Annotated in this window: 27 protein-coding genes; 16 read left to right on the top strand and 11 right to left on the bottom strand. The window is 71.8% G+C overall.

Features of this window, described 5'->3' with window-relative positions:
* Positions 1-11: 11 nt before the first annotated feature.
* Genes ACFQQI_RS12070 through ACFQQI_RS12050 form a run of 5 tightly spaced genes read left to right on the top strand, consistent with a single transcriptional unit; the run spans position 12 to position 4,000 of the window.
* Positions 12-767: an enoyl-CoA hydratase family protein gene (locus tag ACFQQI_RS12070; protein WP_378563066.1), complete on the top strand. Its 756-nt coding sequence runs from the start codon at positions 12-14 to the stop codon at positions 765-767.
* Entirely contained in the window at positions 764-1,645 is an 882-nt protein-coding gene (locus ACFQQI_RS12065) for a CoA transferase subunit A (protein ID WP_378563063.1), read from the top strand. The genes ACFQQI_RS12070 and ACFQQI_RS12065 overlap by 4 nt, the downstream gene beginning before the upstream one ends.
* Positions 1,642-2,394 carry a CoA-transferase subunit beta gene (locus ACFQQI_RS12060; RefSeq protein ID WP_378563060.1) on the top strand — a complete coding sequence of 251 codons (753 nt, stop codon included), beginning with the start codon at positions 1,642-1,644 and terminating at the stop codon, positions 2,392-2,394. Before ACFQQI_RS12065 ends, ACFQQI_RS12060 begins: the two co-directional genes overlap by 4 nt.
* The gene (locus ACFQQI_RS12055; RefSeq protein ID WP_378563057.1) at positions 2,391-3,458 is read left to right on the top strand and encodes an NAD(P)H-dependent flavin oxidoreductase; all 1,068 of its coding nucleotides are present in this window, start codon (positions 2,391-2,393) and stop codon (positions 3,456-3,458) included. The genes ACFQQI_RS12060 and ACFQQI_RS12055 overlap by 4 nt, the downstream gene beginning before the upstream one ends.
* A gap of 56 nt (positions 3,459-3,514) precedes the next feature.
* The gene (locus tag ACFQQI_RS12050) at positions 3,515-4,000 is read left to right on the top strand and encodes a MarR family winged helix-turn-helix transcriptional regulator (protein ID WP_378563054.1); all 486 of its coding nucleotides are present in this window, start codon (positions 3,515-3,517) and stop codon (positions 3,998-4,000) included.
* On the opposite strand, the gene ACFQQI_RS12045 is transcribed toward ACFQQI_RS12050, so the two are convergent.
* Positions 3,997-4,962 (bottom strand): GNAT family N-acetyltransferase, encoded by a 966-nt coding sequence (locus ACFQQI_RS12045; RefSeq protein WP_378563051.1) that lies wholly within the window; start codon positions 4,960-4,962, stop codon positions 3,997-3,999. The two genes, ACFQQI_RS12050 and ACFQQI_RS12045, sit on opposite strands and share 4 nt — an antisense overlap.
* A gap of 76 nt (positions 4,963-5,038) precedes the next feature.
* Between ACFQQI_RS12045 and ACFQQI_RS12040 the strand changes: the two genes are divergently transcribed.
* Positions 5,039-5,404, top strand: coding sequence for a hypothetical protein (locus tag ACFQQI_RS12040; RefSeq protein WP_378563049.1), 366 nt, complete (start codon positions 5,039-5,041; stop codon positions 5,402-5,404).
* An 18-nt stretch (positions 5,405-5,422) separates the two neighbouring features.
* Positions 5,423-6,205, top strand: coding sequence for an isocitrate lyase/phosphoenolpyruvate mutase family protein (locus ACFQQI_RS12035; protein WP_378563047.1), 783 nt, complete (start codon positions 5,423-5,425; stop codon positions 6,203-6,205).
* Here the strand turns inward: ACFQQI_RS12035 and ACFQQI_RS12030 are convergent.
* From ACFQQI_RS12030 to ACFQQI_RS12005, 6 genes are all read right to left on the bottom strand, one after another.
* Positions 6,198-7,475: an RNA polymerase sigma factor gene (locus tag ACFQQI_RS12030; protein WP_378563044.1), complete on the bottom strand. Its 1,278-nt coding sequence runs from the start codon at positions 7,473-7,475 to the stop codon at positions 6,198-6,200. The genes ACFQQI_RS12035 and ACFQQI_RS12030 overlap by 8 nt on opposite strands.
* Before the next feature lie 35 nt (positions 7,476-7,510).
* Entirely contained in the window at positions 7,511-7,885 is a 375-nt protein-coding gene (locus ACFQQI_RS12025) for a YciI family protein (RefSeq protein ID WP_378563041.1), read from the bottom strand.
* A 103-nt stretch (positions 7,886-7,988) separates the two neighbouring features.
* Positions 7,989-9,152, bottom strand: coding sequence for an acetyl-CoA C-acetyltransferase (locus tag ACFQQI_RS12020; RefSeq protein WP_378563038.1), 1,164 nt, complete (start codon positions 9,150-9,152; stop codon positions 7,989-7,991).
* Positions 9,145-9,738 (bottom strand): TetR/AcrR family transcriptional regulator, encoded by a 594-nt coding sequence (locus ACFQQI_RS12015; protein WP_378563035.1) that lies wholly within the window; start codon positions 9,736-9,738, stop codon positions 9,145-9,147. Before ACFQQI_RS12015 ends, ACFQQI_RS12020 begins: the two co-directional genes overlap by 8 nt.
* Positions 9,739-9,763: 25 nt before the next feature.
* Positions 9,764-10,567 carry an SDR family oxidoreductase gene (locus ACFQQI_RS12010; protein ID WP_378563032.1) on the bottom strand — a complete coding sequence of 268 codons (804 nt, stop codon included), beginning with the start codon at positions 10,565-10,567 and terminating at the stop codon, positions 9,764-9,766.
* Positions 10,564-11,736: an acyl-CoA dehydrogenase family protein gene (locus ACFQQI_RS12005; protein WP_378563029.1), complete on the bottom strand. Its 1,173-nt coding sequence runs from the start codon at positions 11,734-11,736 to the stop codon at positions 10,564-10,566. The genes ACFQQI_RS12010 and ACFQQI_RS12005 overlap by 4 nt, the downstream gene beginning before the upstream one ends.
* A 46-nt stretch (positions 11,737-11,782) precedes the next feature.
* Here ACFQQI_RS12005 and ACFQQI_RS12000 point away from each other — a divergent pair, with 46 nt between their 5' ends.
* The 9 genes from ACFQQI_RS12000 (at position 11,783) to ACFQQI_RS11960 (ending at position 21,057) form a co-directional block, all read left to right on the top strand.
* Positions 11,783-13,276 (top strand): AMP-binding protein, encoded by a 1,494-nt coding sequence (locus ACFQQI_RS12000; RefSeq protein ID WP_378563026.1) that lies wholly within the window; start codon positions 11,783-11,785, stop codon positions 13,274-13,276.
* On the top strand, positions 13,276-14,445 hold the full coding sequence (locus ACFQQI_RS11995; RefSeq protein WP_378563023.1) for an acyl-CoA dehydrogenase family protein: 1,170 nt from the start codon (positions 13,276-13,278) through the stop codon (positions 14,443-14,445). The genes ACFQQI_RS12000 and ACFQQI_RS11995 overlap by 1 nt, the downstream gene beginning before the upstream one ends.
* Complete coding sequence (locus ACFQQI_RS11990) at positions 14,442-15,314, top strand: acyl-CoA dehydrogenase family protein (RefSeq protein ID WP_378563020.1); 873 nt, start codon at positions 14,442-14,444, stop codon at positions 15,312-15,314. Before ACFQQI_RS11995 ends, ACFQQI_RS11990 begins: the two co-directional genes overlap by 4 nt.
* Positions 15,314-16,273: an acyl-CoA dehydrogenase family protein gene (locus tag ACFQQI_RS11985; RefSeq protein WP_378563015.1), complete on the top strand. Its 960-nt coding sequence runs from the start codon at positions 15,314-15,316 to the stop codon at positions 16,271-16,273. Before ACFQQI_RS11990 ends, ACFQQI_RS11985 begins: the two co-directional genes overlap by 1 nt.
* Before the next feature lie 4 nt (positions 16,274-16,277).
* Complete coding sequence (locus ACFQQI_RS11980) at positions 16,278-16,682, top strand: cupin domain-containing protein (RefSeq protein ID WP_378563010.1); 405 nt, start codon at positions 16,278-16,280, stop codon at positions 16,680-16,682.
* Between the two features lie 84 nt (positions 16,683-16,766).
* Entirely contained in the window at positions 16,767-17,951 is a 1,185-nt protein-coding gene (locus ACFQQI_RS11975) for a serine hydrolase domain-containing protein (protein WP_378563002.1), read from the top strand.
* Positions 17,939-19,072: an NAD(P)/FAD-dependent oxidoreductase gene (locus ACFQQI_RS11970; protein WP_378562994.1), complete on the top strand. Its 1,134-nt coding sequence runs from the start codon at positions 17,939-17,941 to the stop codon at positions 19,070-19,072. Before ACFQQI_RS11975 ends, ACFQQI_RS11970 begins: the two co-directional genes overlap by 13 nt.
* 27 nt (positions 19,073-19,099) lie before the next feature.
* Positions 19,100-20,455, top strand: coding sequence for an MFS transporter (locus ACFQQI_RS11965; protein ID WP_378562988.1), 1,356 nt, complete (start codon positions 19,100-19,102; stop codon positions 20,453-20,455).
* Positions 20,452-21,057 (top strand): hypothetical protein, encoded by a 606-nt coding sequence (locus tag ACFQQI_RS11960; RefSeq protein ID WP_378562984.1) that lies wholly within the window; start codon positions 20,452-20,454, stop codon positions 21,055-21,057. The genes ACFQQI_RS11965 and ACFQQI_RS11960 overlap by 4 nt, the downstream gene beginning before the upstream one ends.
* 8 nt (positions 21,058-21,065) lie before the next feature.
* On the opposite strand, the gene ACFQQI_RS11955 is transcribed toward ACFQQI_RS11960, so the two are convergent.
* From ACFQQI_RS11955 to hsaA, 4 genes are read right to left on the bottom strand one after another with little or no spacing between them, the layout of a single operon-like run.
* Positions 21,066-21,728 carry a flavin reductase family protein gene (locus ACFQQI_RS11955; RefSeq protein WP_378562981.1) on the bottom strand — a complete coding sequence of 221 codons (663 nt, stop codon included), beginning with the start codon at positions 21,726-21,728 and terminating at the stop codon, positions 21,066-21,068.
* Positions 21,729-21,741: 13 nt separating this feature from the next.
* The gene (gene hsaC, locus ACFQQI_RS11950; protein ID WP_378562977.1) at positions 21,742-22,644 is read right to left on the bottom strand and encodes an iron-dependent extradiol dioxygenase HsaC; all 903 of its coding nucleotides are present in this window, start codon (positions 22,642-22,644) and stop codon (positions 21,742-21,744) included.
* Complete coding sequence (gene hsaD / locus ACFQQI_RS11945) at positions 22,641-23,525, bottom strand: 4,5:9,10-diseco-3-hydroxy-5,9,17-trioxoandrosta-1(10),2-diene-4-oate hydrolase (RefSeq protein ID WP_378562974.1); 885 nt, start codon at positions 23,523-23,525, stop codon at positions 22,641-22,643. Before hsaD ends, hsaC begins: the two co-directional genes overlap by 4 nt.
* A complete protein-coding gene (hsaA, locus tag ACFQQI_RS11940) occupies positions 23,526-24,692 on the bottom strand; it encodes a 3-hydroxy-9,10-secoandrosta-1,3,5(10)-triene-9,17-dione monooxygenase oxygenase subunit (protein WP_378562971.1) in 1,167 nt (388 codons plus the stop codon).
* Between the last annotated feature and the right edge of the window lie 54 nt (positions 24,693-24,746).

Raw genomic sequence — 24,746 nt, 5'->3', positions numbered from 1 at the left:
GGTTGGCAGCCATGGGGATCACTTCCGAGCTCCGCGACGACGGCATCCGGGTGGTCACGATGGACCACCCGCCGGTCAACGCGCTGACCGTCCAGGGCTGGTACGACGTGGCCGCCGCGCTCGACGAGGCGGCCACCGACCTCGACACCAAGGTCGTCGTGCTGCGAGCCGAGGGCCGTGGCTTCAACGCGGGCGTCGACATCAAGGAGATGCAGAACAGCACCGGGTTCGACGCCCTCATCGGCGCCAACAAGGGCTGCTTCGCGGCGTTCAAGGCGGTCTACGAGTGCGCGGTCCCGGTCGTCGCGGCGGTCAACGGCCACTGCCTCGGCGGCGGCGTGGGCCTGGTCGGCAACGCGGACTGCGTGGTCGCGAGCGACGACGCCTACTTCGGCGTCCCGGAGGTCAACCAGGGCGCCCTCGGGGCCGCGACCCACATGGCCCGACTGGTGCCGCAGCACATGATGCGCACCCTCTACTTCACCGCCCGCACGATCAGGGCGACCGAGCTCGTCCAGTTCGGCAGCGTGCTCGAGGTGGTCCCCCGCGACCGGCTCGACGAGGCCGCGCTGAAGGTCGCGGGCGAGATCGCCGCCAAGGACACCCGGGTGATCCGCGCCGCCAAGGAGGCGCTCAACGGGATCGACCCGGTCGACGTCAACAGGAGCTACCGGTTCGAGCAGGGCTTCACGTTCGAGCTCAACCTGGCCGGCGTGAGCGACGAGCTGCGCGACGAGTTCGCAGGGACGGAGAAGTCGAAGAAGTGAGCAAGGGACCACGCGACAAGCGGATGACGATCGACGAGGTCGTCGGCGAGCTGAAGGACGGCATGACCATCGGCATCGGCGGCTGGGGCCCGCGCCGCAAGCCGATGGCGCTGGTGCGCGCGATCCTCCGCTCGGACCTGAAGGACCTCACGATCGTCAGCTGGGGCGGCGCCGACGTCGGACTGCTGGCCCGCGCGGGCAAGATCCGCAAGCTGGTGTTCGCGTTCGTCAGCCTCGACTCCGTGCCGCTCGAGCCGAGCTTCCAGAAGGCCCGCCAGGACGGCACGATCCCCGAGCTGGTCGAGCTCGACGAGGGCATGTTCCAGACCGGGCTGCGCGCGGCCGCGCAGCGGCTGCCGTTCCTGCCGATGCGTGCCGGACTCGGCTCCGACGTGCTGGTCAACCAGCCGTGGATCCGCACCGTGACCAGCCCGTACGACGACGGCGAGGAGCTGGTCGCCGTGCCCGCGCTGCACCTCGACGTGGCGCTGGTGCACCTGAACCGCGCCGACCAGCACGGCAACGCGACGTACCTCGGCCCCGACCCGTACTTCGACGACCTCTTCTGCATGGCCGCCGACCGCGCCTACGTGAGTGTCGAGCAGGTCGTCGACACGGCCGGCCTGACCGTCGACACGCCCGTCCAGCGGCTGCTGCTGAGCCGGATGATGGTCAGCGGCGTCGTCGAGACGCCCAACGGCGCGCACTTCACGACCTGCACGCCCGACTACGAGCGGGACGAGAGGTTCCAACGGGCGTACGCCGCCGCGGCGAGCGGCAGCGACGAGGACTGGGCCGCGTTCAGCACCCGGTTCCTCGAGGGCGACGAGGCGTCGTACCAGGCGGCCGTCACGGCCTTCGGGGAGGAGCAGGCATGAGCGCCACCAGGGCCGACGTGTGCGCCGCGGCGATCGCGGACGCCTTCAAGGACGACGGCGAGATCTTCGCCAGCCCGATGGGGATGCTGCCGATGCTCGGCGTCCGCCTCGCGAAGCTGACGAGCAACCCCGACCTCGTGATCTCCGACGGCGAGTCCCTGTTCCTCGCCGGCGTGCCGCCGCTCTTCGCGAAGGGGGACGTGGTCGAGGGCTGGATCCCGTTCCGCAAGGTCTTCGACGTCGTCGCCTACGGCAAGCGCCACGTGATGATGGGCGCGACCCAGGTCGACCGGCACGGCAATCAGAACATCTCGGCCATCGGCGACTGGAAGCAGCCCAAGCGCCAGCTGCTCGGCTCCCGCGGCGCGCCGGGCAACACGGTCAACAACCGCACGTCGTACTGGGTGCCGAAGCACTCCCCCCGCGTCTTCGTCGAGCGCGTCGACATCGTGTCGGGCGTCGGGCCGATGCTCGCGAAGGAGGCCGGCCCGGCGGCCGCCCGTTACAACGACATCCACCGGATCGTCAGCAACCTCGCGGTCTTCGGCCTCGGGCCGGACGACGAGCTGCTCCTGCTGAGCGTCCACCCGGGCGTGACCGTCGACGAGGTGCGCCAGGCGACCGGCTTCGAGCTCGACGTGCCGGCCGACGTACCCACCACGCGGGAGCCCACCATGGAGGAGCAGATCCTGATCAAGGAGGTGCTCGACCCCAAGGGGCTGCGCTTCAAGGAGGTCCCGGACCAGTGATCGAGCAGCTCCTCAGGACGCCCTTCACCGAGCTGACCGGTGTCCGCCACCCCGTCGTCCAGACCGGCATGGGCTGGGTCTCCGGACCCCGGCTGGTGAGTGGCACCGCCAACGCCGGCGGCCTCGGCATCCTGGCCAGCGCCACGATGACCTTCGACGAGCTCGAGAAGGCGATCGTCGAGGTCAAGGAGCGCACCGACCAGCCGTTCGGCGTCAACCTGCGCGCCGACGCGGCCGATGCGCCCGACCGCTGCCGGCTGCTGATCGACCACGGCGTGAAGGTCGCGTCGTTCGCGCTGGCGCCCAAGCCGGAGCTGATCGCGAAGCTCAAGGAGCACGACATCGTCGTGATGCCGTCGATCGGCGCGGCCAAGCACGCCGTGAAGGTCGCCTCCTGGGGCGCCGACGCGGTGATGGTGCAGGGCGGCGAGGGCGGTGGCCACACCGGCCCGGTCCCGACGACGCTGCTGCTTCCGACCGTGCTGGACGCCGTCGACATCCCGGTCGTCGCGGCCGGTGGCTTCTACGACGGGCGTGGCCTCGCCGCCGCCCTCTCGTACGGCGCCGCAGGCGTCGGCATGGGCACGCGGTTCCTGCTGACGCAGGACTCGGCGGTGCCCGACGCGGTCAAGCGGCTCTACCTCGAGCGGGGGCTCACCGACACGGTCGTCACCGCGAAGGTCGACGGCATGCCGCACCGGATGCTCCGCACCGACCTGGTCGCCGAGCTCGAGGAGTCGGGCGCCCTCAAGCGGATGGGCCCGACGATGCGGCGCACGCTGGAGTTCAAGCGCACCAGCGGGATGTCGTGGCTCGGACTCGCGAAGGACGGCCGCGCGATGAAGAAGGCGCAGGGCCGCACGCTCGCCCAGATGACGCTCGCGGCCAACACCCCGATGATGCTCCGCGCCGGTCTGGTCGAGGGCGACACCGATGCGGGGGTGCTCGCCAGCGGCCAGGTCGTCGGCGTGATCGACGACCTGCCGACCTGCGAGGAGCTGGTCGACCGCGTCGTCGCCCGCGCGGCCGACGAGCTGCGCCGCGCCGCGTCGTACGTGCTCTGACCCGCGTCGCGCAGACGTATGCTCTAGCGCAACGAATCGGGTCGGAGGTGTCCGCGGTGGTCGTGAGGGCGTACGACGAGGTCGTCCACGAGCTCGTGACCGCGAGCCGGGCGTTCGTCGGGATCGCGATCCGATCCATCGAGGCGTCGCCGGTCGAGGTGACCGTCTCCCAGCACCGCCTCCTGGTGCTGCTCGCCGCGCACGGACCGCAGAGCGTCGGCGACATAGCGGAGCTGCTCGGCGTGAACCCGTCCAACGCGAGCCGGCACTGCGACCGGTTGGAGCGCCTCGGGCTGGTCGCCCGAGCCCGCTCCTCCGACGACGGCCGCGTCGTGCAGATCGAGCTGACGGGCGACGGCCGCCGGGTGCTGGACGCGGTCACCGAGCAACGTCGGGCCGACCTCCGACAGGTCCTGTACCGGATGGCGCTGCCCGACGTCTCCGCCGTCGCGGCGGCGCTCCGGGCGTTCAACGTCGCGGCCGGGGAGATCGACGACGACCACTGGGTCGACCGCACGCCGACCGACGCCGACCCTTCCTAGACGGCCCGCTGGAAGTCGAGCACCCGGCCCATGACTCGGTAGCCGAGCAGCTCGTTGACGCCGATCATGTGGTCGTTGGACTCGGCGTTCCAGGTGTCGATCTCCTCCACCTGCGGCTCCTCCTCGGCGAGCCAGCGCAGCACCTCGAGCTTGAGCAGCGCCCCGAGCCGGTGCCCCCGGTGGGCGCGGACGACCGAGGTGTCGTGCTGCTCGGCGTACGCCGGCCGCTCCCCCTCGACGACCACCACGCTCTGGCCGGCGAGGACGCCCGTCGGGCGGTGCCGGGCGACGACGCGGTACATCCGGGAGCCGCGGTCGGCCCAGGCGCTCTCATAGCCGACGATCCGGTCGGCCGTGAAGACCTCGTCCTCGATGTCGAGGTCGTCGGTGGGCGCGTCGTTGATCGCGGCCGTCAGGTCCGCCAGCGCGGCCAGCGCCTCGGGGGGCGTACGCCGGGGCCAGCGCACCAGCTCGTAGTCGGGCGCGTCCGGCACGTCCAGGGCGGGGAACCCGGTGCCGACGTGCTGCCGCCGGTGGACCTCGACCGAGCCCTGCGTGAACTTGTGGCGGGCTGCAAAGGCCGAAGGTCCCGGCTGGTCCCAGGCTGCGGCGCCGACCGTGGAACGGCCCTCGGCACGGGCGCGCTCGATCATCGCCTCCAGCAACGCGCTGCCGTGGCCGCGCCGCCGGTGCTCGGGATCGATCTCGACCTCCACCCACGCCAGGTGCTGGTTGTCGTACGTCGACGTCTCGTAGTGCGCCGTCCCCACGTCGACGCCGTCGACGCGCGCCAGGAACGCCAGCGCGGGCTCACCGTCCCAGCCCCACCGCAGCTCGCCGACGCACTCGTGCTCGGTCAGCGGGTGCACCCACGGCGAGTCGACCGCGCGCGCGGCGTTCGTGACCGCGACGAGGCGGCGTACGCCGTCGCCGTCCGACGGTGCGACCTGCACGATCTCCACAGATCGAGGATGACCGTTACAGGTCCGGAGCGCACCCGGAATTCGTCCTGCACCCACGGGAGAGGAGAATGGGCGCGTGAGCGAGCAGCAGGCGAAGCCGAGGAAGCGCCCCCGCCACCTGATGGACCCCGACAACCTGCGCCGGGAGACGATCAGGGACAGCGGCTCGGGCCCGATGCACCTCGAGCCGGTGCAGAAGTGGGTCCTCTCAGTGCTCGCCGCGACGACGATCGCGCACCTGGCGGTCGGACTGGTGATCGCCGCCATGTACGTCGACGAGTCGCGCACCGACGCCCAGATCGGGCTCAACCTCGTCGCGGCGGCGTTCGGCGTCATCGCGGTCGCGGTCTTCCGGGCGATCCACCAGAAGTCCATGGCGTCGGCCTGGCTGCTGCTCGGCATCCTGCCGGGCATTGTCGGGTTGTTCCTCACCCTCGGCTGACCCCCCTAGGGTGGCCGCATGGCTGACGAGACCACCCGCCAGAAGGCATCCACGCTCCTCGAGCTCCACCAGGCCCCCGAGCTCCTCACCGTCGTCAACGTCTGGGACGTGATCAGCGCCCAGGTCGTCGCGCAGGTCGAGGGCACGGCCGCGCTGGCGAGCGCGAGCCACTCGATCGCCGCCTCCTACGGCTACCCGGACGGCGAGAACATCCCGGTCGACCTGATGCTCGAGGCCGTCGGCCGCATCGTCACCGCGACCGACCTCCCCGTCACCGCCGACCTCGAGGGCGGGTACGGCGACCCCGCGGGCACCATCCGCCGGGCCATCGGCATCGGCGTGGTCGGCGCGAACATCGAGGACCAGATGCGCCCGCTCGCCGAGGCCGCCTCGAACGTCGAGAAGATCATGAAGGTCGCCGAGGAGGAGGGCGTCGACTTCGTGCTCAACGCCCGCACCGATGCCTTCGTGAAGGGCCGGGACCGCGACCGCCGCGACGTGCTGGCCGACGCGATCGAGCGCGGCCGCGCGTTCCTCGACGCCGGTGCGCCGGTGGTGTTCGTGCCGGCGGTCCTGCAGGAGGCCGAGGTCGAGGAGATCGTCGCCGCGTGGGGACCGCAGCGGCTGACGATGATCGGGATCCCCGGCAACCCGTCGCTGGCCCGCCTCCAGGAGCTCGGCGTCGCGCGCGTCTCCTACGGCCCGATGTCCCAGAACGTCGCCCTGACCGCGCTCCAGGAGCTCGTCGAGGAGGTCCAGCGCGGCGGCGGCGTGCCGGCGTCGATGCGCCGGCTCAACTGAGCAGGTTCACCTCGGCCCGACGGCGCAGGAGTGCCCGCTCGCTCTCGTTCCTGGTGCGTGCTGCCGCCTCGGCGAACGCCTCGCTCGCCTGGGCGTGCCGGCCCGCGCGCTCGAGCAGGTCGCCGCGCACGCTCGGCACGAGCGGTGAGTCGCCGAGCGCGTCCGGTTCCAGCTCCGCCAGCACGACCAGCCCCGCGTCCGGGCCGAACGCCCGCCCGTGCGCGACGGCCCGGTTCACCTCGACCACGGGGCCGGGCGCGGCGTCGGCCAGGACGTCGTACAGGGCCGCGATCCGGCGCCAGTCCGTGTCCTCGGCCCGCTGTGCCCGGGCATGCTGGGCGGCGATCGAGGCCTGCAGGAAGTACTTCCCGACCGGCGTCCCGCGCGCGGCGAGCAGCTCGGCCTGCTGCAGGGCGGCAGTGCCGTGCCGGATCAGCGACTGGTCCCAGCGGGTCCGGTCCTGAGCCTCCAGCAGGACCGGTGCACCGGACTCGTCGAGCCGGGCGGCCATCCGCGAGCCCTGGATCTCCAGCAGCGCCTGCAGCCCGAGCACCTCGGGCTCGTCGGGAGCGAGTGCGGCCAGCATCCGCGCGAGGCGTATCGCCTCGTTCGCCAGCTCCGGGCGCATCCAGTCCTTGCCGGCGGTGGCGGTGTGGCCCTCGTTGAAGATCAGGTAGATCACGGCCATCACGTCGTCGAGGCGCTCGGCCCGCTCCGCCCCCATGGGCAGCTCGAACTCGGCATGCGCCTCGGACAGCGTCCTCTTGGCTCGCGAGATGCGCTGCCGCATGGCCGGTTCGGTGACGAGGAACCCGCGGGCGATCTCGGAGGCGCTGAGCCCGCCGACCAGGCGCAGCGTCAGCGCGGCCCGGGACTCGGCGGTCAGTGAGGGGTGGCAGGTGAGGAAGATGAGACGTAGGACGTCGTCCTCGATGTGGTCGACCTGCGCGCCGAGGTCGGGCATCTCCGCCTCCTCACCGCGAGCGGCATGGTCGAGCTCCGCCACCTTGCGGCGCAGGTTGTCGGCGCGCCGGAAGTGATCGATGCCGCGCCGCTTCGCCGTGGTCATCAGCCACGCGCTCGGGTTGTTCGGGATGCCCGTGGTGGGCCACTGCTCGAGCGCCGCCACGAGGGCGTCCTGCGCGAGGTCCTCGGCGAGCTCCACGTCGCGCGTCATCCGGGTGAGGGCGCCGACGAGGCGGGCCGACTCGGCCCGCCACGCGGCGACGATGGCCTCACCCGGGTCATCTGTCCTGGTCTCCGCCGGCACGCGGCCAGCGTAGTGACCAGCAGTGGGCCTGGCGCTCAGGCGCCGGGCGCCTCAGGGCCGTCCGAGATCTGGCGCAGGGTCGAGATCACGGTGACCTCGGGCCAGTACTTCGCGTGCAGCTCGGCGAACTCCCGCTGTTCGGCCACGGCCTCCTCGAGCGTGTCGTACTGCAGGAGGGCCCACCCGCCGACGACCTCCTTGGCCTCGGCGTACGGGCCGTCGACCCGGCTGACCTCGCCCTGCCGGACCACGAAGTTCACGGCGTCGTCGACGCCGAACAGGCCGCCGCCGTCGAGGAACACGCCCTTGGCCGCCTGCTCGCCGATGTAGGCGTCCATCGCGTCGAACAGCTCCTGAGGGGGCGTGCCGACGCCCTCCTCCATCCGCACGAATCCCATGAATCGGGGCATCCTGATCACTCCTACTGGTTGCTGGTTAGATGCTTCTCGCACCTACGTCGAACGGCAACCCGGTTCTTGGACATCGACCCCTGAAGATTTCGTACGGCTGGCGTCAGAGGCGCTCGATGATGGTGACGTTGGCCTGGCCGCCGCCCTCGCACATCGTCTGCAGACCGTAGCGGCCGCCGGTTCGCTCGAGCTCGGCGAGCAGGGTGGTCATCAGTCGCGCGCCGGTGGCGCCGATCGGGTGGCCGAGGGCGATGCCGCCGCCGTTGACGTTGACCTTGTCGTGCGGGGCGCCGGTCTCCTTCATCCACGCCAGCACGACCGACGCGAACGCCTCGTTGCACTCGAAGAGGTCGATGTCGTCGACGGAGAGGCCGGTCTTCTCGAGCGCGTGCTTCGTAGCGGCGATCGGGCCGGTCAGCATCCACACCGGGTCGTCGCCGCGCACCGACAGGTGGTGGATGCGCGCGCGGGGCTCGAGCCCATGCGTGCGTACGGCGTCCTCCGACGCGATGAGCAGGGCCGCGGAGCCGTCGCAGATCTGCGACGCCACGGCGGCGGTGATGCGACCCCCCGGAGCGAGCGGCTCGAGGCCGGCCATCTTCTCCAGCGACGTCTCGCGCGGGCACTGGTCGGTGTCGAAGACCGTGCCGTCGGGCAGCGTGACCGGCTCGATCTCGTCCTTGAACCGACCCTCCGCGATGGCGGCGCGCGCCCGCTCGTGGGAGGCGAGCGCGAACTCCTCCATCTCCCCCCGGGAGATGTCCCACTTCTCCGCGATCATCTCGGCGGAGCGGAACTGGCTGACCTCCTGGTCGCCGTACCGTGCCTGCCAGCCGGGCGACTCGGCGAACGGCGTCGAGAAGCCGTACTGCTGGCCGACGAGCATCGCGGCCGAGATCGGGATCGCGCTCATGTTCTGCACTCCCCCGGCGACCACGAGGTCCTGCGTCCCGGACATCGCACCCTGAGCGGCGAAGTGCACCGCCTGCTGCGACGAGCCGCACTGGCGGTCGATCGTCACGCCGGGCACGTGGTCGGGCAGCCCCGCGACGAGCCATGCGGTCCGCGCCACGTCGCCGGCCTGCGAGCCGATGGTGTCGCAGCAGCCCAGGATCACGTCGTCGACGGCGCCCGGGTCGACACCGGTACGGCGTACCAGCGCGGCCAGCGTGTGCGCGGCGAGGTCGGCGGAGTGCACGGAGGCGAGCGCGCCGCCGCGCTTGCCGACGGGCGTGCGGACGGCGTCGACGAGGAACGCTTCAGGCATTGGCAATCCCATCCAGGAGAATCGTCAGGTACTGGTCGGCGATGGCCTCGTGGGAGAGGCCGCCGCCGGGGCGGTACCACCGGACCGCGACCCAGACGGTGTCGCGGATGAAGCGGTAGGTGAGCGTGACGTCCAGGTCGGGGCGCAGCGCGCCGGTCTCGACGCCTTCCGTCAGCAGCGTCATCCAGACGTTGCGCGACTGGACGTTGCGCTCGGAGAGGTACGCGAAGCGCGGGAAGGCGCCCAGGTAGTCCGCCTCGTTCTGGAAGATCGCGACCTCGTGCGGGTGCTGGTCGATCGCCTCGAACGACAGCCGCACCGCGCGCTCGATCTTGGTGCGCGCGTCGTCGTCGCTGGCGAGCACCTCGTCGTACGCAGCGAACAGCTCGGACTGGAACGTCTGGAGGATCTCGTCGACCATCGACTCCTTGGAGTCGAAGTGGTGGTAGAGGCTCCCCGAGAGGATCCCGGCCGCGTCGGCGATGTCGCGGACCGTGGTGTTCTTGAACCCCTTCTCGGCGAACAGCCCGGCCGCGATGGCGCGCAGCTGGTCGCGGCGGGAGTTGGTGACGGTCTCGGCGCTCATGGCTTCATCCTCACAGTGCTGCCCCTCACGCTTGCTGGCTGCTCACGGCGACGACCTCGCCGGTCATGTACGACGCGTAGTCGCTCGCCAGGAAGACCATCACGTTGGCGACCTCCCACGGCTCAGCCGCGCGGCCGAACGCCTCGCGCTGCTTGAGCTCCGAGAGCAGCTCGTCGGAGGTCACCTTGGCCAGGAACGGGTGCATCGCGAGGCTCGGGGAGACCGCGTTGACCCGGATGCCGTGGGGTGCCAGGTCGAGGGCCGCGCAGCGGGTCAGGGCCATCACCCCCGCCTTCGCGGCGGCGTAGTGGGCCTGGCCCTCCTGGGCCCGCCAGCCGATCACCGAGGCGTTGTTGACGATCACGCCGGGCTTGCCCCCAGCGACCATCCGGGCGCCCGCGGCGCGGACGCAGCGCATCGTGCCGGTGAGCGTGATGTCCAGGACCCTGCCCCACTGGTCGTCGGTCATCTCGAGGAGGTTGACGGTGCCGCCGAGGCCGGCGTTGTTGACCATCACGTCGACGCCGCCGAGATCGTCGGCCGCGTCGAGCAGGGCGCCCACCTGCGCCTCGTCCGTGACGTCGCAGACCAGCTGCCGCACGCGGTCGGCGCCGAACTCCTCGCCAAGCGCCGCCTCCGCCTCCGCCAGCCGGCGCTCGTGGGTGTCGCTGAACACCACGGCCTTCGCGCCCTCCTCGAGCGCGCGGCGTACGACGGCGGCGCCGATGCCCGCGCCGGCCGCGGCCGTCACGACGACGACCTTGCCGGCGAGCAGGTCGTGGCCCGCGACGTACGCGGGCGTGGGCTGCTCCGGTCGGAGGGTTGTCATCCACGAGCCTCTCTGGGTAGGCCGAGCACTCGCTCGGCGAGGATGTTGCGCTGCACCTCGTCGCTGCCGCCGTAGATCGTGTCGGCGCGCGAGAAGAGGAAGAGTCGCTGCCAGCGACCGAGGTCGTAGCCCTCCGCGGCCTGCGTGGTCAGGCCTGCCGCGCCGAGCACGTCCATGGCCACCTCGCCGAGGCGCTTGTGCCAGTTGGCCCAGACCAGCTTGAAGACGGACGGGCCGGCAGCATCGTCGGAGGAGAGCCCCCTCATCGCCTGCCGCCTCATCACCTCGAGCTCGACCTTCAGGCCGGCGAGGCGGTCACGCACGACCGGGTCGTCGATGGCGCCGTTCGTCCTGGCCAGGTCGATGACGCCGTCGAGCTCGCGCGCGAAGCCGACCACCTGGGCGAGCACCGAGACGCCGCGCTCGAAGCCCAGCAGGGCCATCGCGATCTTCCAGCCCTCCCCCGGCTGTCCGACCACGAGGTCGGCGTCGGTGCGTGCGCCGGTGAAGAAGACCTCGTTGAACTCCGACCCGCCCGTGAGCTGCTCGATCGGCCGGACCTCGACCCCCTCCTGGTCGAGCGGCACCAGCAGGAAGGACAGGCCGTGGTGGCGCTGCGACCCGGGCTCGGTGCGGCACAGGACGAAGACCCACTGGCTGAAGTGCGCGTTGGAGGTCCACACCTTCTGGCCGTCGATGACCCAGTGGTCGCCGTCGAGACGGGCCCTCGTCTGCACGTTCGCCAGGTCGGAGCCGGCGTCGGGCTCGGAGTAGCCCTGCGCCCACAGCTCATCGACGGCGACGATCCGCGGCAGGAACCGGTCCTGCTGCTCGGGCGTGCCGAACGCCATCAGCGTCGGGCCGAGGAGCTCCTCGCCGAGGTGGTTGACGCGCACCGGCGCGTCGGCCTTGGCGTACTCCTCGTGGAAGATCACCTGCTGTGTGAGGCTCAGCCCGCGCCCGCCGTGCTCCTTCGGCCAGCCGACGCAGGTCCAGCCGTGCTCGGCCAGGAGCCGGTTCCACGCGACCCGCTCGTCGTGCGCCTCGTGGTCGCGCCCGGCCCCGCCGAGCCCGCGCAGCGCGGCCCAGTCACCGGTCAGGTGCTCCTCGAGCCAGCCCCGCACCTCGGCACGGAAAGCCTGGTCCTCCTCGGAGTAGGTCAGGTCCACAGGTGGTAGCCTACCAAGCACTTGCTTGGTAGGCGATGGAGGTGACATGAGCCGCACGATCCCGAGCGTGCTCCGCACTGCGGCGGAGCGATTCGGCGACAAGGCCGCGTACGTCGAGGGCGGCGTGCCGACGTCGTTCGTCGAGCTCCTCGAGCGGGTCCGCCGTACGGCGGCGGGCTACCGCGCCCGGGGCCTCGAGCCCGGCGGCCGGGTCGTCGTCTGGGCGCCGAACAGCACCGACTGGGTCGTCGCCGCGCTGGCCGTCACGTACGCCGGCGGCACGCTCGTGCCGGCCAACTCCCGCTACACGGGCCACGAGGTCGCCGAGCTCGTCGACCGCACGGACGCGGTCCTCGCCGTGGTGTCCGACGGCTTCCTGGGGCGGACCCAGATCGCCGACCTGCGGGCCGCGAGCGACCTGCCGAGCGTGCGGGAGGTCATCGACCTCGGCGCGCTCGCGTCGGTCGAGGCCGAGCCCGGTGACATCGACGCGGTCGCGGCGGCGGTCTCCCCCGACGACGTCGCCGACATCCTCTTCACCTCCGGCACGACCGGCCGGCCCAAGGGCGCGATGACCGCCCACCGGCAGACCGTCGGGGTGGCCGACACCTGGGGCGAGCTCGGCGGCGTCACCGCGGACGACCAGTACCTGGTGATCAGCCCCTTCTTCCACACCTTCGGCTACAAGGTCGGGATCATCACCGGCCTGTGCACGGGCGCGACGCTCTACCCGGTGACGACGTTCGACGTCGACGCGACCCTGCGGCTCATCGAGTCCGCCCGGATCACGGTCATCCCCGGCTCGCCGACGATCTACCAGTCGCTGCTGGCGGCCCCGAACCGGCACGACTTCGACCTGTCCTCGCTGCGGCTCGCCGTCACGGGCGCGTCCGTCGTACCCGTGGTGCTCATCGAGCGGACCCGCGCAGCGGCTCCGGAGGGCCTGGGTGTCGACCAGGTCGTCACGGCGTTCGGCATGACAGAGGCCGTCGTGGTCACGATGGCGCGGGACGGCGACCCGGCCGACCTGGTGGCCAACACCTGCGGCCGGGCGATCCCCGGCATGGAGGTCCGGGTCGACGCGCCCGACGGCGAGCAGGGCGAGCTGCTGGTGCGCGGCGACTACGTGATGCTCGGCTACCTCGACGACCCCGACGCCACCGCGGCTGCGATCGACGCGGACGGCTGGTTGCACACCGGCGACGTCGCCACCATCGACGCCCAGGGCAACATCACGATCACCGACCGGATCAAGGACATGTACATCTCCGGCGGCTTCAACGTCTATCCCGCCGAGGTCGAGCAGGCGCTGCTCCGGATGGAGGGCGTGTCCGACGTGGCCGTCGTCGGCGTCCCCGACGAGCGGATGGGCGAGGTCGGCAAGGCGTACGTCGTGGGCTCGGTCTCCCCCGAGGATCTGGTGGCGTTCGCGAAGCAGCGGCTCGCCAACTTCAAGGTGCCGCGGCAGGTCGAGCTCGTCGACGGCCTCCCGCGCAACCTGTCCGGCAAGGTGCTGAAGAACCAGTTGAGAGGCTCCTGATGGATCTGACCCTGTCCGAGTCCGAGCTGGCCTTCCAGGCCGAGGCGCGGGAGTGGCTGGCGGCGAACGTGCCGGCCGAGCCGCTGCCCTCGATGGACACCGCCGAGGGCTTCGTCGCCCACCAGGAGTGGGAGAAGCGGCTCGCCGACGCCCGGTGGTCGGTCGTGTCGTGGCCGGAGGCCTACACCGGCCGCGAGGCGTCACTGGTCGAGTGGGTGGTCTTCGAGGAGGAGTACTACCGCGCCGGGGCGCCCGGCCGGGTCTCCCAGAACGGCATCTTCCTGCTCGCGCCGATCATCTTCGACCACGGCACGCCCGAGCAGCAGGACCGGTTCCTGCCGTCGATGGCGACCGGCGAGAAGATCTGGGCGCAGTGCTGGTCCGAGCCGGAGGCCGGGTCCGACCTCGCGTCGCTGCGCTCGACAGCGCGGCGCGACGACCAGCGCGGCGGCTGGGTGCTCAACGGCCAGAAGACCTGGTCCTCGCGCGCGGCCTTCGCCCACTGGGGCTTCGGGCTCTTCCGCTCCGACGCCGAGGCCCAGCGGCACGCCGGACTGACCTACTTCCTCTTCCCGCTCGACGCCGACGGCATCACCGTGCGCCCGATCGCTCAGCTCGACGGCGAGGCGGGCTTCGCGGAGGTCTTCTTCGAGGACGTGTTCGTGCCCGACTCCGACGTCCTCGGCGCCCCCGGCGACGGGTGGCGGGTCGCGATGTCGACGGCCGGCAACGAGCGCGGCCTCTCGCTGCGCTCCCCCGGGCGGTTCTGCGCGGCCGCCGACCGGCTGGTGGACCTCTATCGAGAGCGCGGTGGTTTCGAGACAGGCGCTAGCGCGCCTTCCTCAACCACCGTGGGTGCCGGTGTGGTCGACGCGTGGATCAAGGCGCAGGCCTACCGGCTCTACACGTGGGGCACCGTCACCCGGCTGGGCGACGGCGGTGAGATGGGCGCCGCGGGGTCGGTCAACAAGGTCTTCTGGTCCGAGCTCGACATCGCGCTGCACGAGACGGCGCTCGACCTGCTCGGCCCGGAGGCCGAGGTCGACTCGCGCTGGCTCGACGGCTACACGTTCTCGCTCTCCGGCCCGATCTACGCGGGCACCAACGAGATCCAGCGCAACATCGTCGCCGAGCGGATCCTCGGCCTGCCGCGGGAGGTGCGCCGATGAGGTTCGAGCTCGACGCCGACCAGAAGGACTTCGCGAGCGCGCTGGAGAGCCTGCTCGCGTCCGCCGACACCGTCGCCGTGGCCCGCGCCTGGGCCGCCGGCGACCACGACCCCGGCCTGAAGCTGTGGGCCCGACTCGCCGACCTCGGTGTGCTGTCGCTGGCGACCGAGGCCACCCCGGTCGAGGTCTGCCTCGCGTTCGAGGCGCTCGGCCGGCACGCCGTGCCCGGGCCGTGGGTCGAGTCCGCGGCGTACCTCCCGATCGCGCTCGGACGCGAGGTCGACGGGGTCGCCACGCTCGCGCTGCCGCCCCACGTGCCCTACGCGCTCGACGCCGACGTCGCCGACACCGTGTACGTCGGCACCACGCCCGCCGGGTCCGTCGGCGAGCGGGTCGGCTCCGTCGACCCGACCCGGCGCCTCTTCCGCGTCAGCGGCGAGGGCGAGCCGAGCCGGGAGGCCTTCGACCTCGCCGTGCTCGCGACGGCCGCCCAGCTGCTCGGCGCCGGCGAGCGGGTGCTCGCCGACTCGGTGACCTACGTCAAGCAGCGCAAGCAGTTCGGGCGCGAGATCGGCTCCTACCAGGCGATCAAGCACGCGCTGGCCGACGTGCGGATCGCGCTCGACTTCGCGCGGCCGCTCGTCCTCGGCGCCGCTCTCGGCGAGATCGACGCCTCGGCGGCCAAGGTCGCGGCCGGCGACGCGGCGTACCTCGCCTCGCGCACGGGCCTCCAGGTGCACGGCGCGATCGGCTACACCCAGGAGTTCGACCTCAGCCTGTGGCTGACGAAGATCCGGGCGCTGGTGACTGCGTGGGGCACGCCCGACTTCCACCGCTCCCGCATCCTCCAGCAGCTCGGGGCGAGCTGATGGACTTCGCTCTCTCCGAGGAGCAGCAGGAGCTCGCCGCCACGGTCCGGTCGCTGCTCGACAAGCGCGCCGACCCCCGGGTGGAGCGCTACGACGAGGCTCTCTGGCGGACCCTGTGCGAGCAGATCGGTGTCGCGGCGCTGAACATCCCCGAGGAGCACGACGGGTTCGGCGCCTCGGTCCTCGAGAGCACGGTCGTGCTGGAGGAGCTCGGCCGGTCCCTGGCCCCGGCTCCCCTGCTGTCGTCACTGGTCGTGTCCGAGGCGCTGCTGGCCGGTGCCGACGACGATGCGAAGGCGCGGCTGCTCCCGCGCATCGCGGCCGGGGAGGTCGCGGCCTTCGTCGACGGTGACGCGCCGGTGCTCGACGGCGACCACGCCTCGATCGTCGTCGTCGCCATCGACGACGGCCTCTACGACGTCACCGACGCCGAGTCGACCTGGACGCCCACGATGGATCAGACGATCCGGACCGCCACTGTGAATGCCGACCTCGCCACCGCCACGCGGATCGGCGACGGGGTCGCCGCGCGCGACCGCGCCCGCAAGGTGGGCGCCGTCGGATGCGCCGCCCTCGCCACCGGCCTCGCCGCCCGGGCCCTCGACATGACGGTCGCCTACAGCAAGGAGCGGGTGCAGTTCGGGCGGCCGATCGGCTCCTTCCAGGCGCTCAAGCACCGGATGGCCGACATGCTGGTGCTGGCCGAGATGTCGCGCTCGGCGTCGTGGGCGGCGTCGTACGCCGTCTCCACCCACGCCGACGACGCCGACCAGCTCGCGCACGTCGCGAAGTCGTACTGCTGCGAGGCGCTCGCGACGATCGCCGCCGAGACCGTCCAGCTGCACGGCGGCATCGCGATCACCTGGGAGCACGACGCCCACCTGGTCTTCAAGCGCGCCCACGCGCTCGGCCAGCTCTTCGGCTCCGCACGGGAGCACCGGGCCGCTGTGGCACTCTGAGTCGATGAGCGACGAGCTCCCCCGCCCTCTCCGAGTCTTCACGCCCGCCGACCTGGTCGCGGCCGACCCGACGCCCGGCATGGACCGGGAGCGCGCGTTCGAGCTGCCGCTGCTGTGGGCCGGCCAGGTCGAGACCGCGCCCGGCGCCGCCTCCGGATGGCACCACCACGACCGCAACGAGTCGAGCCTGTACGTCGTACGCGGCGTGCTCCGACTCGAGTTCGAGGGCCACGAGGGCTGGATCGACGCCGGCCCCGGCGACTTCGTGCACGTCCCTGCGTGGACGGTGCACCGCGAGTCGAACCCGACCGACGTGCCGTCGCTGGCCGTCATCGCGCGCGTCGGCGGCGGCGTGCCGACCGTCAACGTCGGACCACCGCCCGGGTGGTCGGCTCCGAAAGGGAACTAGCCCGATCGGGCTGGGTCGATCGGCGCATTCACACCCCGCGTTCACCCGGGGCAGGGTTGAAGGTCCCGACGAACGGAGACGGCCATGCGCTGGCTCTGCGCCCTGCTGGCGGGCACTCTGCTCCTCGCGGGCTGCAGCGACGACGACCCGGGCGCTCCGGACGCGGGGCAGGGAGCCACCGCATCCAACATCGCCACCGAGCTCGAGACCGCCGTCGACGAGCAGCACGAGGCCGCCGGGGACGACCTCGACACGCTGCGCGCCGTCATCGTCGCCCAGCACGGGGAGATCGTCCTCGAGCGCTACTACGACGGAGCGGGGCCCGACGACTACTGGGACGTCGCGTCCGTCACCAAGAGCATCCTCGGCACCCTCGTCGGCATCGCCGTCGCGGACGGCGACATCCCGGGCCTGGACGCCACACTCGGCGACCTGCTCCCCGAGTACCGCAGCGACATGACCCCCGCGCTCGCAGGCGCCACGCTCGAGCAGCTCCTCACCATGACCGCCGGCACCGCGGGCACCTTCGACCACTCGGACGACGCGTGGGTCACCTCGCCCGAGCCCATCGAGACCATCCTCACCACCGCCACCGGGACGCCCGGGGAGCACTTCGCCTACTCCAACGGCGGCACACACCTCATCGGCGCCGTCCTCGAGCGGGCGACCGGCACCGAGCTCGTCCCGTACGCGCGGGAGAAGCTGTTCGACCCGCTCGACGTCGACACCCGGCCGGCGTACGAGCCACTCCCCCTGGAGGAGAACGTCGACGAGTTCGACGCCGCCGACTTCGCCTGGTGGACCGACAAGCAGGGCCTCAACGCCGGTTCGTGCTGCATCAAGCTCCGGCCCCGTGATCTTGTCAGCATCGGCACGCTCTACCTCGACGGCGGCGCCTGGGAGGGCGAACAGCTCGTGCCGGAAGGCTGGGTCCGGGAGTCGACCACCACGCAGGTCGACACCAGGGGGTACGCCGCTGCCGACAACGGCTACGGCTACCTGTGGTGGACCGGCGAGCTCGACGGACATCCCTCCTACCTCGCCTGGGGGTTCGGTGGCCAGGCGATCCGGGTCGTCCCCGACCAGGACCTCGTCGTCGTCCTCGCGTCGGCCCTGCCCTCCGGCCCCACCGACCAGGGCGTGCCGTACTACGCCGGCCTGTTCCTCACGGACGAGATCATCGCGCCGCTCCTCGTCGACCAGCCGAGGGACGAGGCGGCAGGACGGCACCGGTCCCGAGCAGCTACCTTGCGACCATGCGGGTGCTGATCCTGGGAGCGGGCTTCGGCGGGCTCGAGCTGGCAGCCACCCTGGCCGAGGGGGCCGGGGACGCGGTCGAGGTGACCCTGGTCGACGAGGCCGAGGGCTTCGTGTTCGGCTTCTCGAAGCTCGACGTGATGTTCGGGCGCACCACGGCCGAGCACGTCCTCCACCGGTACGCCGACCTCGCGCCGCCCGGCGTGCGCTTCGTGAGCACGACCGTGCGCGTCATCGACCCGGTGGGCCGCACGGTCGAGACCGACGCCGGGACGCTCGACTGCGACGTCCTCGTCGTCGCGCTCGGCGCCGACCTGGACCCCGCCGCGACACCGGGCCTCGTCGAGCACGGCCACGAGTTCTACACGGTGCCGGGGGCGTTCGCCCTGCGCGAGGTCATCGACGCGTTCCCCGGCGGCCGGGTCGTCGTCGCGGTGACGTCGACGCCGTTCAAGTGCCCGCCCGCCCCGAGCGAGACGGCCCTCCTCGTGCACGACCACCTGCGGGAGCGCGGGCTGCTCGACCGGTCCTCGGTCGCGCTCGTCATGCCGCTCCCGGCCCCGATCCCGCCCGCACCCGACGCGTCCCGGGCGTTGCTCGCCGAGTTCGAGCGGCGTGGGATCGCGTGGCACCCCGGCGCCCTGGTGCGCTCCGTCGAGCCGGACCGCGCCGTCCTCGCCGACGGCGGCGAGATCCCCTTCGACCTGCTGCTGGCGGTCCCCACCCATCGGGCGCCCGCGGTCGTCGTCGAGTCCGGGCTCACCGAGGACGGCTGGATCCCCGTCGACCCGCTCACCCTCCGCACCCGCTTCGAGGACGTGTACGCCGTCGGCGACGTCACCAGCGTCGGCACGCCCAAGGCCGGCGTGTTCGCCGAGGGGCAGGCGGCGGTCGTCGCCGCCCAGCTCGTGGACCGGGCCCGCGGCGAGGCGAGCGGCACGACGTACGACGGCCGCGGCGTGTGCTACTTCGAGTTCGGCGACCACCAGGTCGCGATGGTCGACGTGACCTTCGTGAGCGGGCAGCCGCCGGTCGGCAGCCTGGTGGGTCCGTCGGTCGACCTCGCCCGGGACAAGTCGGACTTCGGCGCCGACCGGGCCCGCCGGTGGTTCGGACGCGACTGGAGGCCGTAGCGACACCCCTGCTGTCAGGATGACGGGGTGCGTCGTGCGGTGGCCCCCCTCATCGCGGTGACCGTGGCCCTCGTGCTCGCGGACTCCGCGATCGTCACGCTCGCACTGCCGGACATCCTCCTCAACCTCGAGACCACGGTGTCCCAGGTCGCCTGGGTGCTGATCTCCTTCAACCTGGTGCTCGGGTTGGTCGCCGTACCGACCGCCGTCGGCGCCGCGCGCGCCCAGCCGCGGATCCTGGGTGCGATCGGGATCGCGGTGTTCGCCGCCGCGTCGGCGTGGTGCGCGGTCGCGCCGTCGATCGAGGTACTGATCGCCGCGCGCTGCCTGCAGGCACTGGGAGGCGCGCTGGCGCTGGTCGGCTGCCTCGAGATCCTGGTGGCGCTGTACGGCGAGCGCCGCGGCATCGCGATCTGGATCTCGGCGGGCGTCATCGGCACCGCGACCGGGCCGGTCGCGGGCGGCCTGCTCACGGAGGCCATCTCGTGGGAGGCGATCTTCGTCGTGCAGGTGCCGTTCGCCGTGCTCGCGGTGCCGGCTGCGCTGTCGGTGCGGTCCGGGCCGCTCCCGGCGCCCGCGCCGACGCTGGTTCGCCACCGCCCCGCCGTACGCCCGAACCTCACGCTCGCCCTGCTGTCGGCCGCTCTCACCGCGGCGCTCTTCCTGCTGGTGCTGCTGCTGGTCAACGGCTGGCGCCACTCGCCGGCCACCGCCGCCCTGGCCGTCTCGGTGGTGCCCCTGGCCGCGCTCGCGGCGCGCCCGATCGCCCGGTTCCTGGACCCGCCTCCCGAGGTCGAGGTCGGCGTCGGCTGCTTCCTGACCGCGGGCGGGCTGGCCGGCCTCGCGCTCCTGCCGTCCGCCGAGCTGGCCTGGACCGTCCTGCCCCAGGCACTGATCGGGCTCGGGCTCGGCCTGACGATCGACCAGCTCACCCTCCAGGCGATGCACCTGCGCATCCCGCGTGTCGAGCACGCGAGCTGGACGATCAGCGCACGCCACCTGGGTGTCGTCGTCGGGCTCGCGATCCTCACCCCGATCTTCACCGCGGACCTCATGGACGCCCAGGTCCCCGCCGAGCAGGCGATCACCGCGCTGGTGCTCGACGCGCCGATGCCCGCCGAAGACAAGGTCGCGCTCGCCCGGGCGCTCGGCGACGAGCTCACCGACCAGGAGGGCCGGGTGCCCGACCTGCACCGCGCCTTCGCGACGGCCGAGATGTCCCCGGAGTTCCGCGCCGCGGCCGACCAGCTCGAGCGCGACCTCGACGTCCAGCTGGAGCGGGCGGCGACCCGGGCGTTCCGCGACTCGTTCCTGGCCGGCGCCGTCCTCGCCCTGCTCGCGCTCCTCGTCGTGGTCGCACCGCCGTGGCGGAGGCGCTCATGAGCCTCCGGATCCTGGCCCTGCCGGTGGTCGCCCTCGTCCTGGTCGGCACCATGCTCGGCGTCCAGCTCGCGTACGGCGGCGGCACGTTCGAGCCGCTCGAGCCCGCCGACCCCTGCGTCGAGCGCTCGGTCACCTCGCAGTCCGAGGGGATCGACGCCCTCACCGAGCAGCTCGTGCTGATCGGCCTCGACGAGGCCGCGTGCACCCTCGGCACGAGCCGGGAGGCGCTGACCCTCTCGCTGGCGCGGTCCGAGGAGCCGACCGACGCCGAGATCGAGGCCCTGCAGGCCGGACTGCTGACGGCCGTCGAGCGGATGCGGGACGACGGCACGCTGCCGCCCGCGTCAGAGCTCGTCGACGACGCCCTCGACCAGGCCGACCTCAACGACTTCCTCGAGACCCTGATCCGCGCGATCCCGGACCCCGTCATCGACTCGGCACTGCCCACCGACGACGTGCTCACCCGCGCGATCGAGGACCTCGACCTGCGCAAGCTGCTGGCGAATGTCGACGACCAGCAGGCCCTGAACGAGCAGATCGAGCCGGCCGTGACCCAGGCCGTCATCGACTCGCTGCTGGACCGGCTGCGGTCGCTGGTCTGAGGGCGAGGTCAGCGCGGGTCGGTGGTGCGGTACTGCCCCCGGTAGAACAGCAGCGGCTCGAGATCCGCGTCGCCGCCCTCCACCCCGTCGTCGGTGATCAGGTCGACGACCCGGCCGATCACGACGTAGTGGTCGCCGGCCTCGTGCACGGCGTGGATCGCGCAGTCGACATGGGCGATCGCGCCCTCCAGCAGGGGCGAGCCGGTCTCGGGCGAGGGGGTCCACTTCACGTCGGCGAACTTGTCGGTCCCGCGGCTGGCCATGGTGTTGGAGATGTCGGCCTGGTCGGCGCCGAGGAGGTTCACGCAGAACTTGCCGGAGCGCTGGATCAGCGGCCACGCGCGCGACGTCTTCGCCGGGATGAAGAGCACCAGCGGCGGGTCGAGCGAGACGCTGGAGAACGACTGGCAGGTCAGGCCGACCGGCTCGTCGTTGCTGATGCCCGTCACCACGGTCACGCCCGAGGCGAAGCGGCCCAGCACGTCGCGGAAGCGCCGCGCGGCGTACACCGCCTCCGGGTCGTCGTGGACGGCGACGTCCTCGCCGGGCCGGAACTCGAAGTCGAGCTCCTGGTCGCCGAGCCAGGAGATGATCAGCTCCGGGCTCGGCCAGGTCTCCCGCGCGTCGGGGCTCATCCCCTCGGGGATCTCGTGACTGGGCTCCGAGCTCATGTAGTCGATCGTCTCACTGCGACCCAGCGCCGAAGTCGTGGCCCCAGTAGGAGACGGCGGTCGACTCCCGGGCCACCCAGCGCCCGTCGTCGACAGTCAGCCCATCGGTGCCGAACTCGACGTCGAACCCACCCGGCGACTTCACGTAGAACGAGATCATCTCGTCGTTCATGTGGCGTCCGAGCGTCGCCGACAGCGGCGCCTTGTGCTTGCGCACCCGCTCCAACGCGCGGCCGACGTGGTCGAGCTCGTCGACCTCGAGCATGATGTGCACGCACTTCGACGGGTTGGGCATCGGCAGGAACGCCAGCGAGTGGTGGCGCGGGTTGACGCCGAGGAACCGCAGCCACACCTTCGAGCCCGGCTCCTTGCCGACGAACTCGCCCGGCATGCTCATCGAGTCGCGCAGCCGGAAGCCGAGCACGTCGGCGTAGAAGCGCAGCGCCTCCACGTCGTCGAGCACCGGCAGCACGATGTGGCCCATCCCCTGGTCGCCGGTGACGAACTTCGCGGCGTACGGCGTGACGACCGGCCGCGACTCGTAGGTGATGCCGTGGAACAGCTCGAAGACGTTGTCGAACGGGTCGGAGAACCGGACCAGCTCCTGCACGCGGCGCTCGTCGAGCTCCTCGCGAGTGCCCTCCTCGAACTCCACGCCGGCCTTCTGCAGGTGCTCGCGGGCCTCCTGCAGCGCGCGGTGGTCGGCGACCTCCCAGCCCACGCAGGCGAGCTGGTCGACGTCGGCGGGGAACACCACGAGGCGGGCGGAGACCTGGTCGATGCGCCAGTACTGGTGCTCCGGGTTCGGGCCGCGCCCCTCGGCGAGACCCAGCACCTTGCCGGCGAAGGTCTTCCACTGCTCGAGGTCGGTGCTGGCCACGCGGACATAGCCCATGGACTTGATGTCGATGGTCATGCCTTGCTCCTCTCGACGTGGCGGGCCAGGAACGCGGTCGAGATCTCGGCGAACTCCTCCGCCGCCTCGATCTGCGCCCAGTGCCCGCAGTTGGGGAAGACGTGGAGCTGCGCCTTCGGGATCAGCTTGAGGGCGGCGAACGCGCCGTCGAGCGGGTTGACGCGGTCCTCGCGGCCCCAGGTCAGCAGCGTGTGCTTCCGGAGCCGGTGCGCCTCGCGCCAGAGCATGCCGTCCTCGGCGGTCTCGGGGTTCCAGAAGGACATCCCCATCGACCGCATCGCCTCCTGTGCGCCCGGCGCGGTCGCGTCGGCGAAGCGCTCCTCGACGAGCTCGTCGGTCACCAGGTCCTGGTTGACGACCATCGTCGAGATGAACGCCCGCAGCTTCTCGCGGGTCGCGTCGGCGCCGAAGTCCATGAGTCGCTGGACGCCCTCGGTGGGGTCGGCGTGGAACAGGTTGAGCGAGAGCCCGCCCGGGCCCATCAGGATCAGCCGGCCGACGCGGTCGGGGTGGCTGAGCGCCAGCCGCATCGCGGTACCGCCGCCGAGGCTGTTGCCGAGCAGGTGCACCCGCTCGACGCCGATCTCGTCGAGCAGCTTGACGACGTGGTCGGCCGAGTGCCGGTAGTAGTTGCCGACCACCGGCGGCTTGTCGGAGCCGCCGAAGCCCGGCTGGTCGATGAGCAGCGTGCGGAACGACGCGGCGAACTCCGGCAGCGCGCTGCCGAAGTTCGACCACGCCGATGCTCCCGGCCCACCGCCGTGCAGCATGACGAGCGGCAGGCCGCCCCCGAGGTCGGTCGCCTCGCCGGCCTCGTAGTAGTTCAGCGTGATGTCCCCGGCTTTCGCCGAGTGCTGGACTGACTCCTTGGTGATCGTCACTCAGTACATCCCCGGGTCGACCTTGTGCCCGAACTCGTGCGCGCCGTACATCTGCAGCGCGCGCTCGGGGTCGTTGGCGGCGTGCACGCGGCCGGCGTGGGCATCGCGCCAGGCCCGCTGCAGGTAGGTGCCGTTGGCGAGAGCGCGGCCGCCGGAGGCCTCGAAGAGCGAGTCGATGGCGTCGATCGCGCGCTGGGTGCCGAGCACCTGGTCGCGACGCACCTTGAGCCGCAGGCCGAGCGGGATCTTCTCGCCCTTGGCGACGTGCGCCTGCTCCTCGCGGATGTTGTTGACCAGCAGCGCCCACGCGGCGTCGATCTCCGAGGAGGCCTTCGCGATGCGCACCGCGGCGAACGGGTCGAGCGACGCCTTCTCGCCGAGGTACGCCGCGCGCACGCGCTTCTGCTGCATCTCGACGTGCTCGGCGTACGCGCCCATCGCCATGCCGATGATCGGCGTGGTGATGGTGCCGGTGAAGATCGAGTGGAACGGCAGCTTGTAGAGGTCGGAGGGGTTCTGCTCCTGTCCCGGCCCGAAGCAGCGACCGGTGTCGCCCATCGAGAGCGTGAACGCGTCGGGCACGAAGACCTCGTCGACGACGATGTCGTTGGAGCCGGTGCCCGAGAGCCCGACCATGTGCCAGACGTCGACGATCGTGTAGTTCTCCCGCGGCACCAGGAAGGTCTTGAAGTCGACGACGTTGCCCTCGTCGTTGAAGACCAGTCCGCCGAGCAGCACCCAGCTGCAGTGGTCGCAGCCGGACGAGAAGCTCCACTTGCCCGACAGCAGGTAGCCGCCGTCGGTCAGCTGGGCCTTGCCCGTCGGGGCGTACGACGAGCTCAGCCGCGTCGTGGCGTCGTCGGCCCAGACGGCCTGCTGCGCCTCGTCGGGGAAGAGCGCGACCTGCCACGGGTGCACGCCGACCACGCTGGAGACCCAGCCGGTCGAGCCGCACGCGCCGGCGATGTCGCGGACCGCGGTGTAGAAGTCGACCGGGTCGGCCTCGAGGCCGCCGAAGCGCTGGGGCTGGAGCAGCCGGAAGAACCCGACCTCCTCCAGCTCCTTGATCGAGGCCTCGGGGACCACGCGAAGTCGCTCGGCCTCGTCGGCCCGCTCCCGGATGCCGGGAAGCAGGTCACGGACGCCGTCGAGAACAGCCTGGGACATCGCATCTCCTGTCACATGGACGAACACCGGCAATACTAGAACACGTTCTTGTTT

Origin of the sequence: Nocardioides sp. GCM10030259 (assembly GCF_042666375.1) — a bacterium.
In the GTDB taxonomy this organism is placed as follows: Bacteria; Actinomycetota; Actinomycetes; order Propionibacteriales; family Nocardioidaceae; genus Nocardioides.
The sequence above is the reverse complement of the archived record's forward strand: the minus strand, read 5'-3'. Positions and strand labels throughout refer to the sequence as shown.

Bases quoted from the DNA above. Each gene is read 5' to 3' on its own strand.
- ACFQQI_RS11960 (WP_378562984.1), top strand. From the start codon at position 20,452: ATGAGCCTCCGGATCCTGGCCCTGCCGGTGGTCGCCCTCGTCCTGGTC.
- hsaC (WP_378562977.1), bottom strand. From the start codon at position 22,644: ATGACCATCGACATCAAGTCCATGGGCTATGTCCGCGTGGCCAGCACC.
- ACFQQI_RS12070 (WP_378563066.1), top strand. From the start codon at position 12: ATGGGGATCACTTCCGAGCTCCGCGACGACGGCATCCGGGTGGTCACG.
- ACFQQI_RS11985 (WP_378563015.1), top strand. From the start codon at position 15,314: ATGGACTTCGCTCTCTCCGAGGAGCAGCAGGAGCTCGCCGCCACGGTC.
- ACFQQI_RS11955 (WP_378562981.1), bottom strand. From the start codon at position 21,728: ATGAGCTCGGAGCCCAGTCACGAGATCCCCGAGGGGATGAGCCCCGAC.
- ACFQQI_RS12015 (WP_378563035.1), bottom strand. From the start codon at position 9,738: ATGAGCGCCGAGACCGTCACCAACTCCCGCCGCGACCAGCTGCGCGCC.
- ACFQQI_RS11970 (WP_378562994.1), top strand. From the start codon at position 17,939: ATGCGGGTGCTGATCCTGGGAGCGGGCTTCGGCGGGCTCGAGCTGGCA.
- hsaA (WP_378562971.1), bottom strand. From the start codon at position 24,692: ATGTCCCAGGCTGTTCTCGACGGCGTCCGTGACCTGCTTCCCGGCATC.
- ACFQQI_RS11990 (WP_378563020.1), top strand. From the start codon at position 14,442: ATGAGGTTCGAGCTCGACGCCGACCAGAAGGACTTCGCGAGCGCGCTG.
- ACFQQI_RS11980 (WP_378563010.1), top strand. From the start codon at position 16,278: ATGAGCGACGAGCTCCCCCGCCCTCTCCGAGTCTTCACGCCCGCCGAC.
- ACFQQI_RS12060 (WP_378563060.1), top strand. From the start codon at position 1,642: ATGAGCGCCACCAGGGCCGACGTGTGCGCCGCGGCGATCGCGGACGCC.
- ACFQQI_RS12010 (WP_378563032.1), bottom strand. From the start codon at position 10,567: ATGACAACCCTCCGACCGGAGCAGCCCACGCCCGCGTACGTCGCGGGC.
- ACFQQI_RS11995 (WP_378563023.1), top strand. From the start codon at position 13,276: ATGGATCTGACCCTGTCCGAGTCCGAGCTGGCCTTCCAGGCCGAGGCG.
- ACFQQI_RS11975 (WP_378563002.1), top strand. From the start codon at position 16,767: ATGCGCTGGCTCTGCGCCCTGCTGGCGGGCACTCTGCTCCTCGCGGGC.
- ACFQQI_RS12025 (WP_378563041.1), bottom strand. From the start codon at position 7,885: ATGCCCCGATTCATGGGATTCGTGCGGATGGAGGAGGGCGTCGGCACG.
- ACFQQI_RS12000 (WP_378563026.1), top strand. From the start codon at position 11,783: ATGAGCCGCACGATCCCGAGCGTGCTCCGCACTGCGGCGGAGCGATTC.
- ACFQQI_RS12035 (WP_378563047.1), top strand. From the start codon at position 5,423: ATGGCTGACGAGACCACCCGCCAGAAGGCATCCACGCTCCTCGAGCTC.
- ACFQQI_RS12020 (WP_378563038.1), bottom strand. From the start codon at position 9,152: ATGCCTGAAGCGTTCCTCGTCGACGCCGTCCGCACGCCCGTCGGCAAG.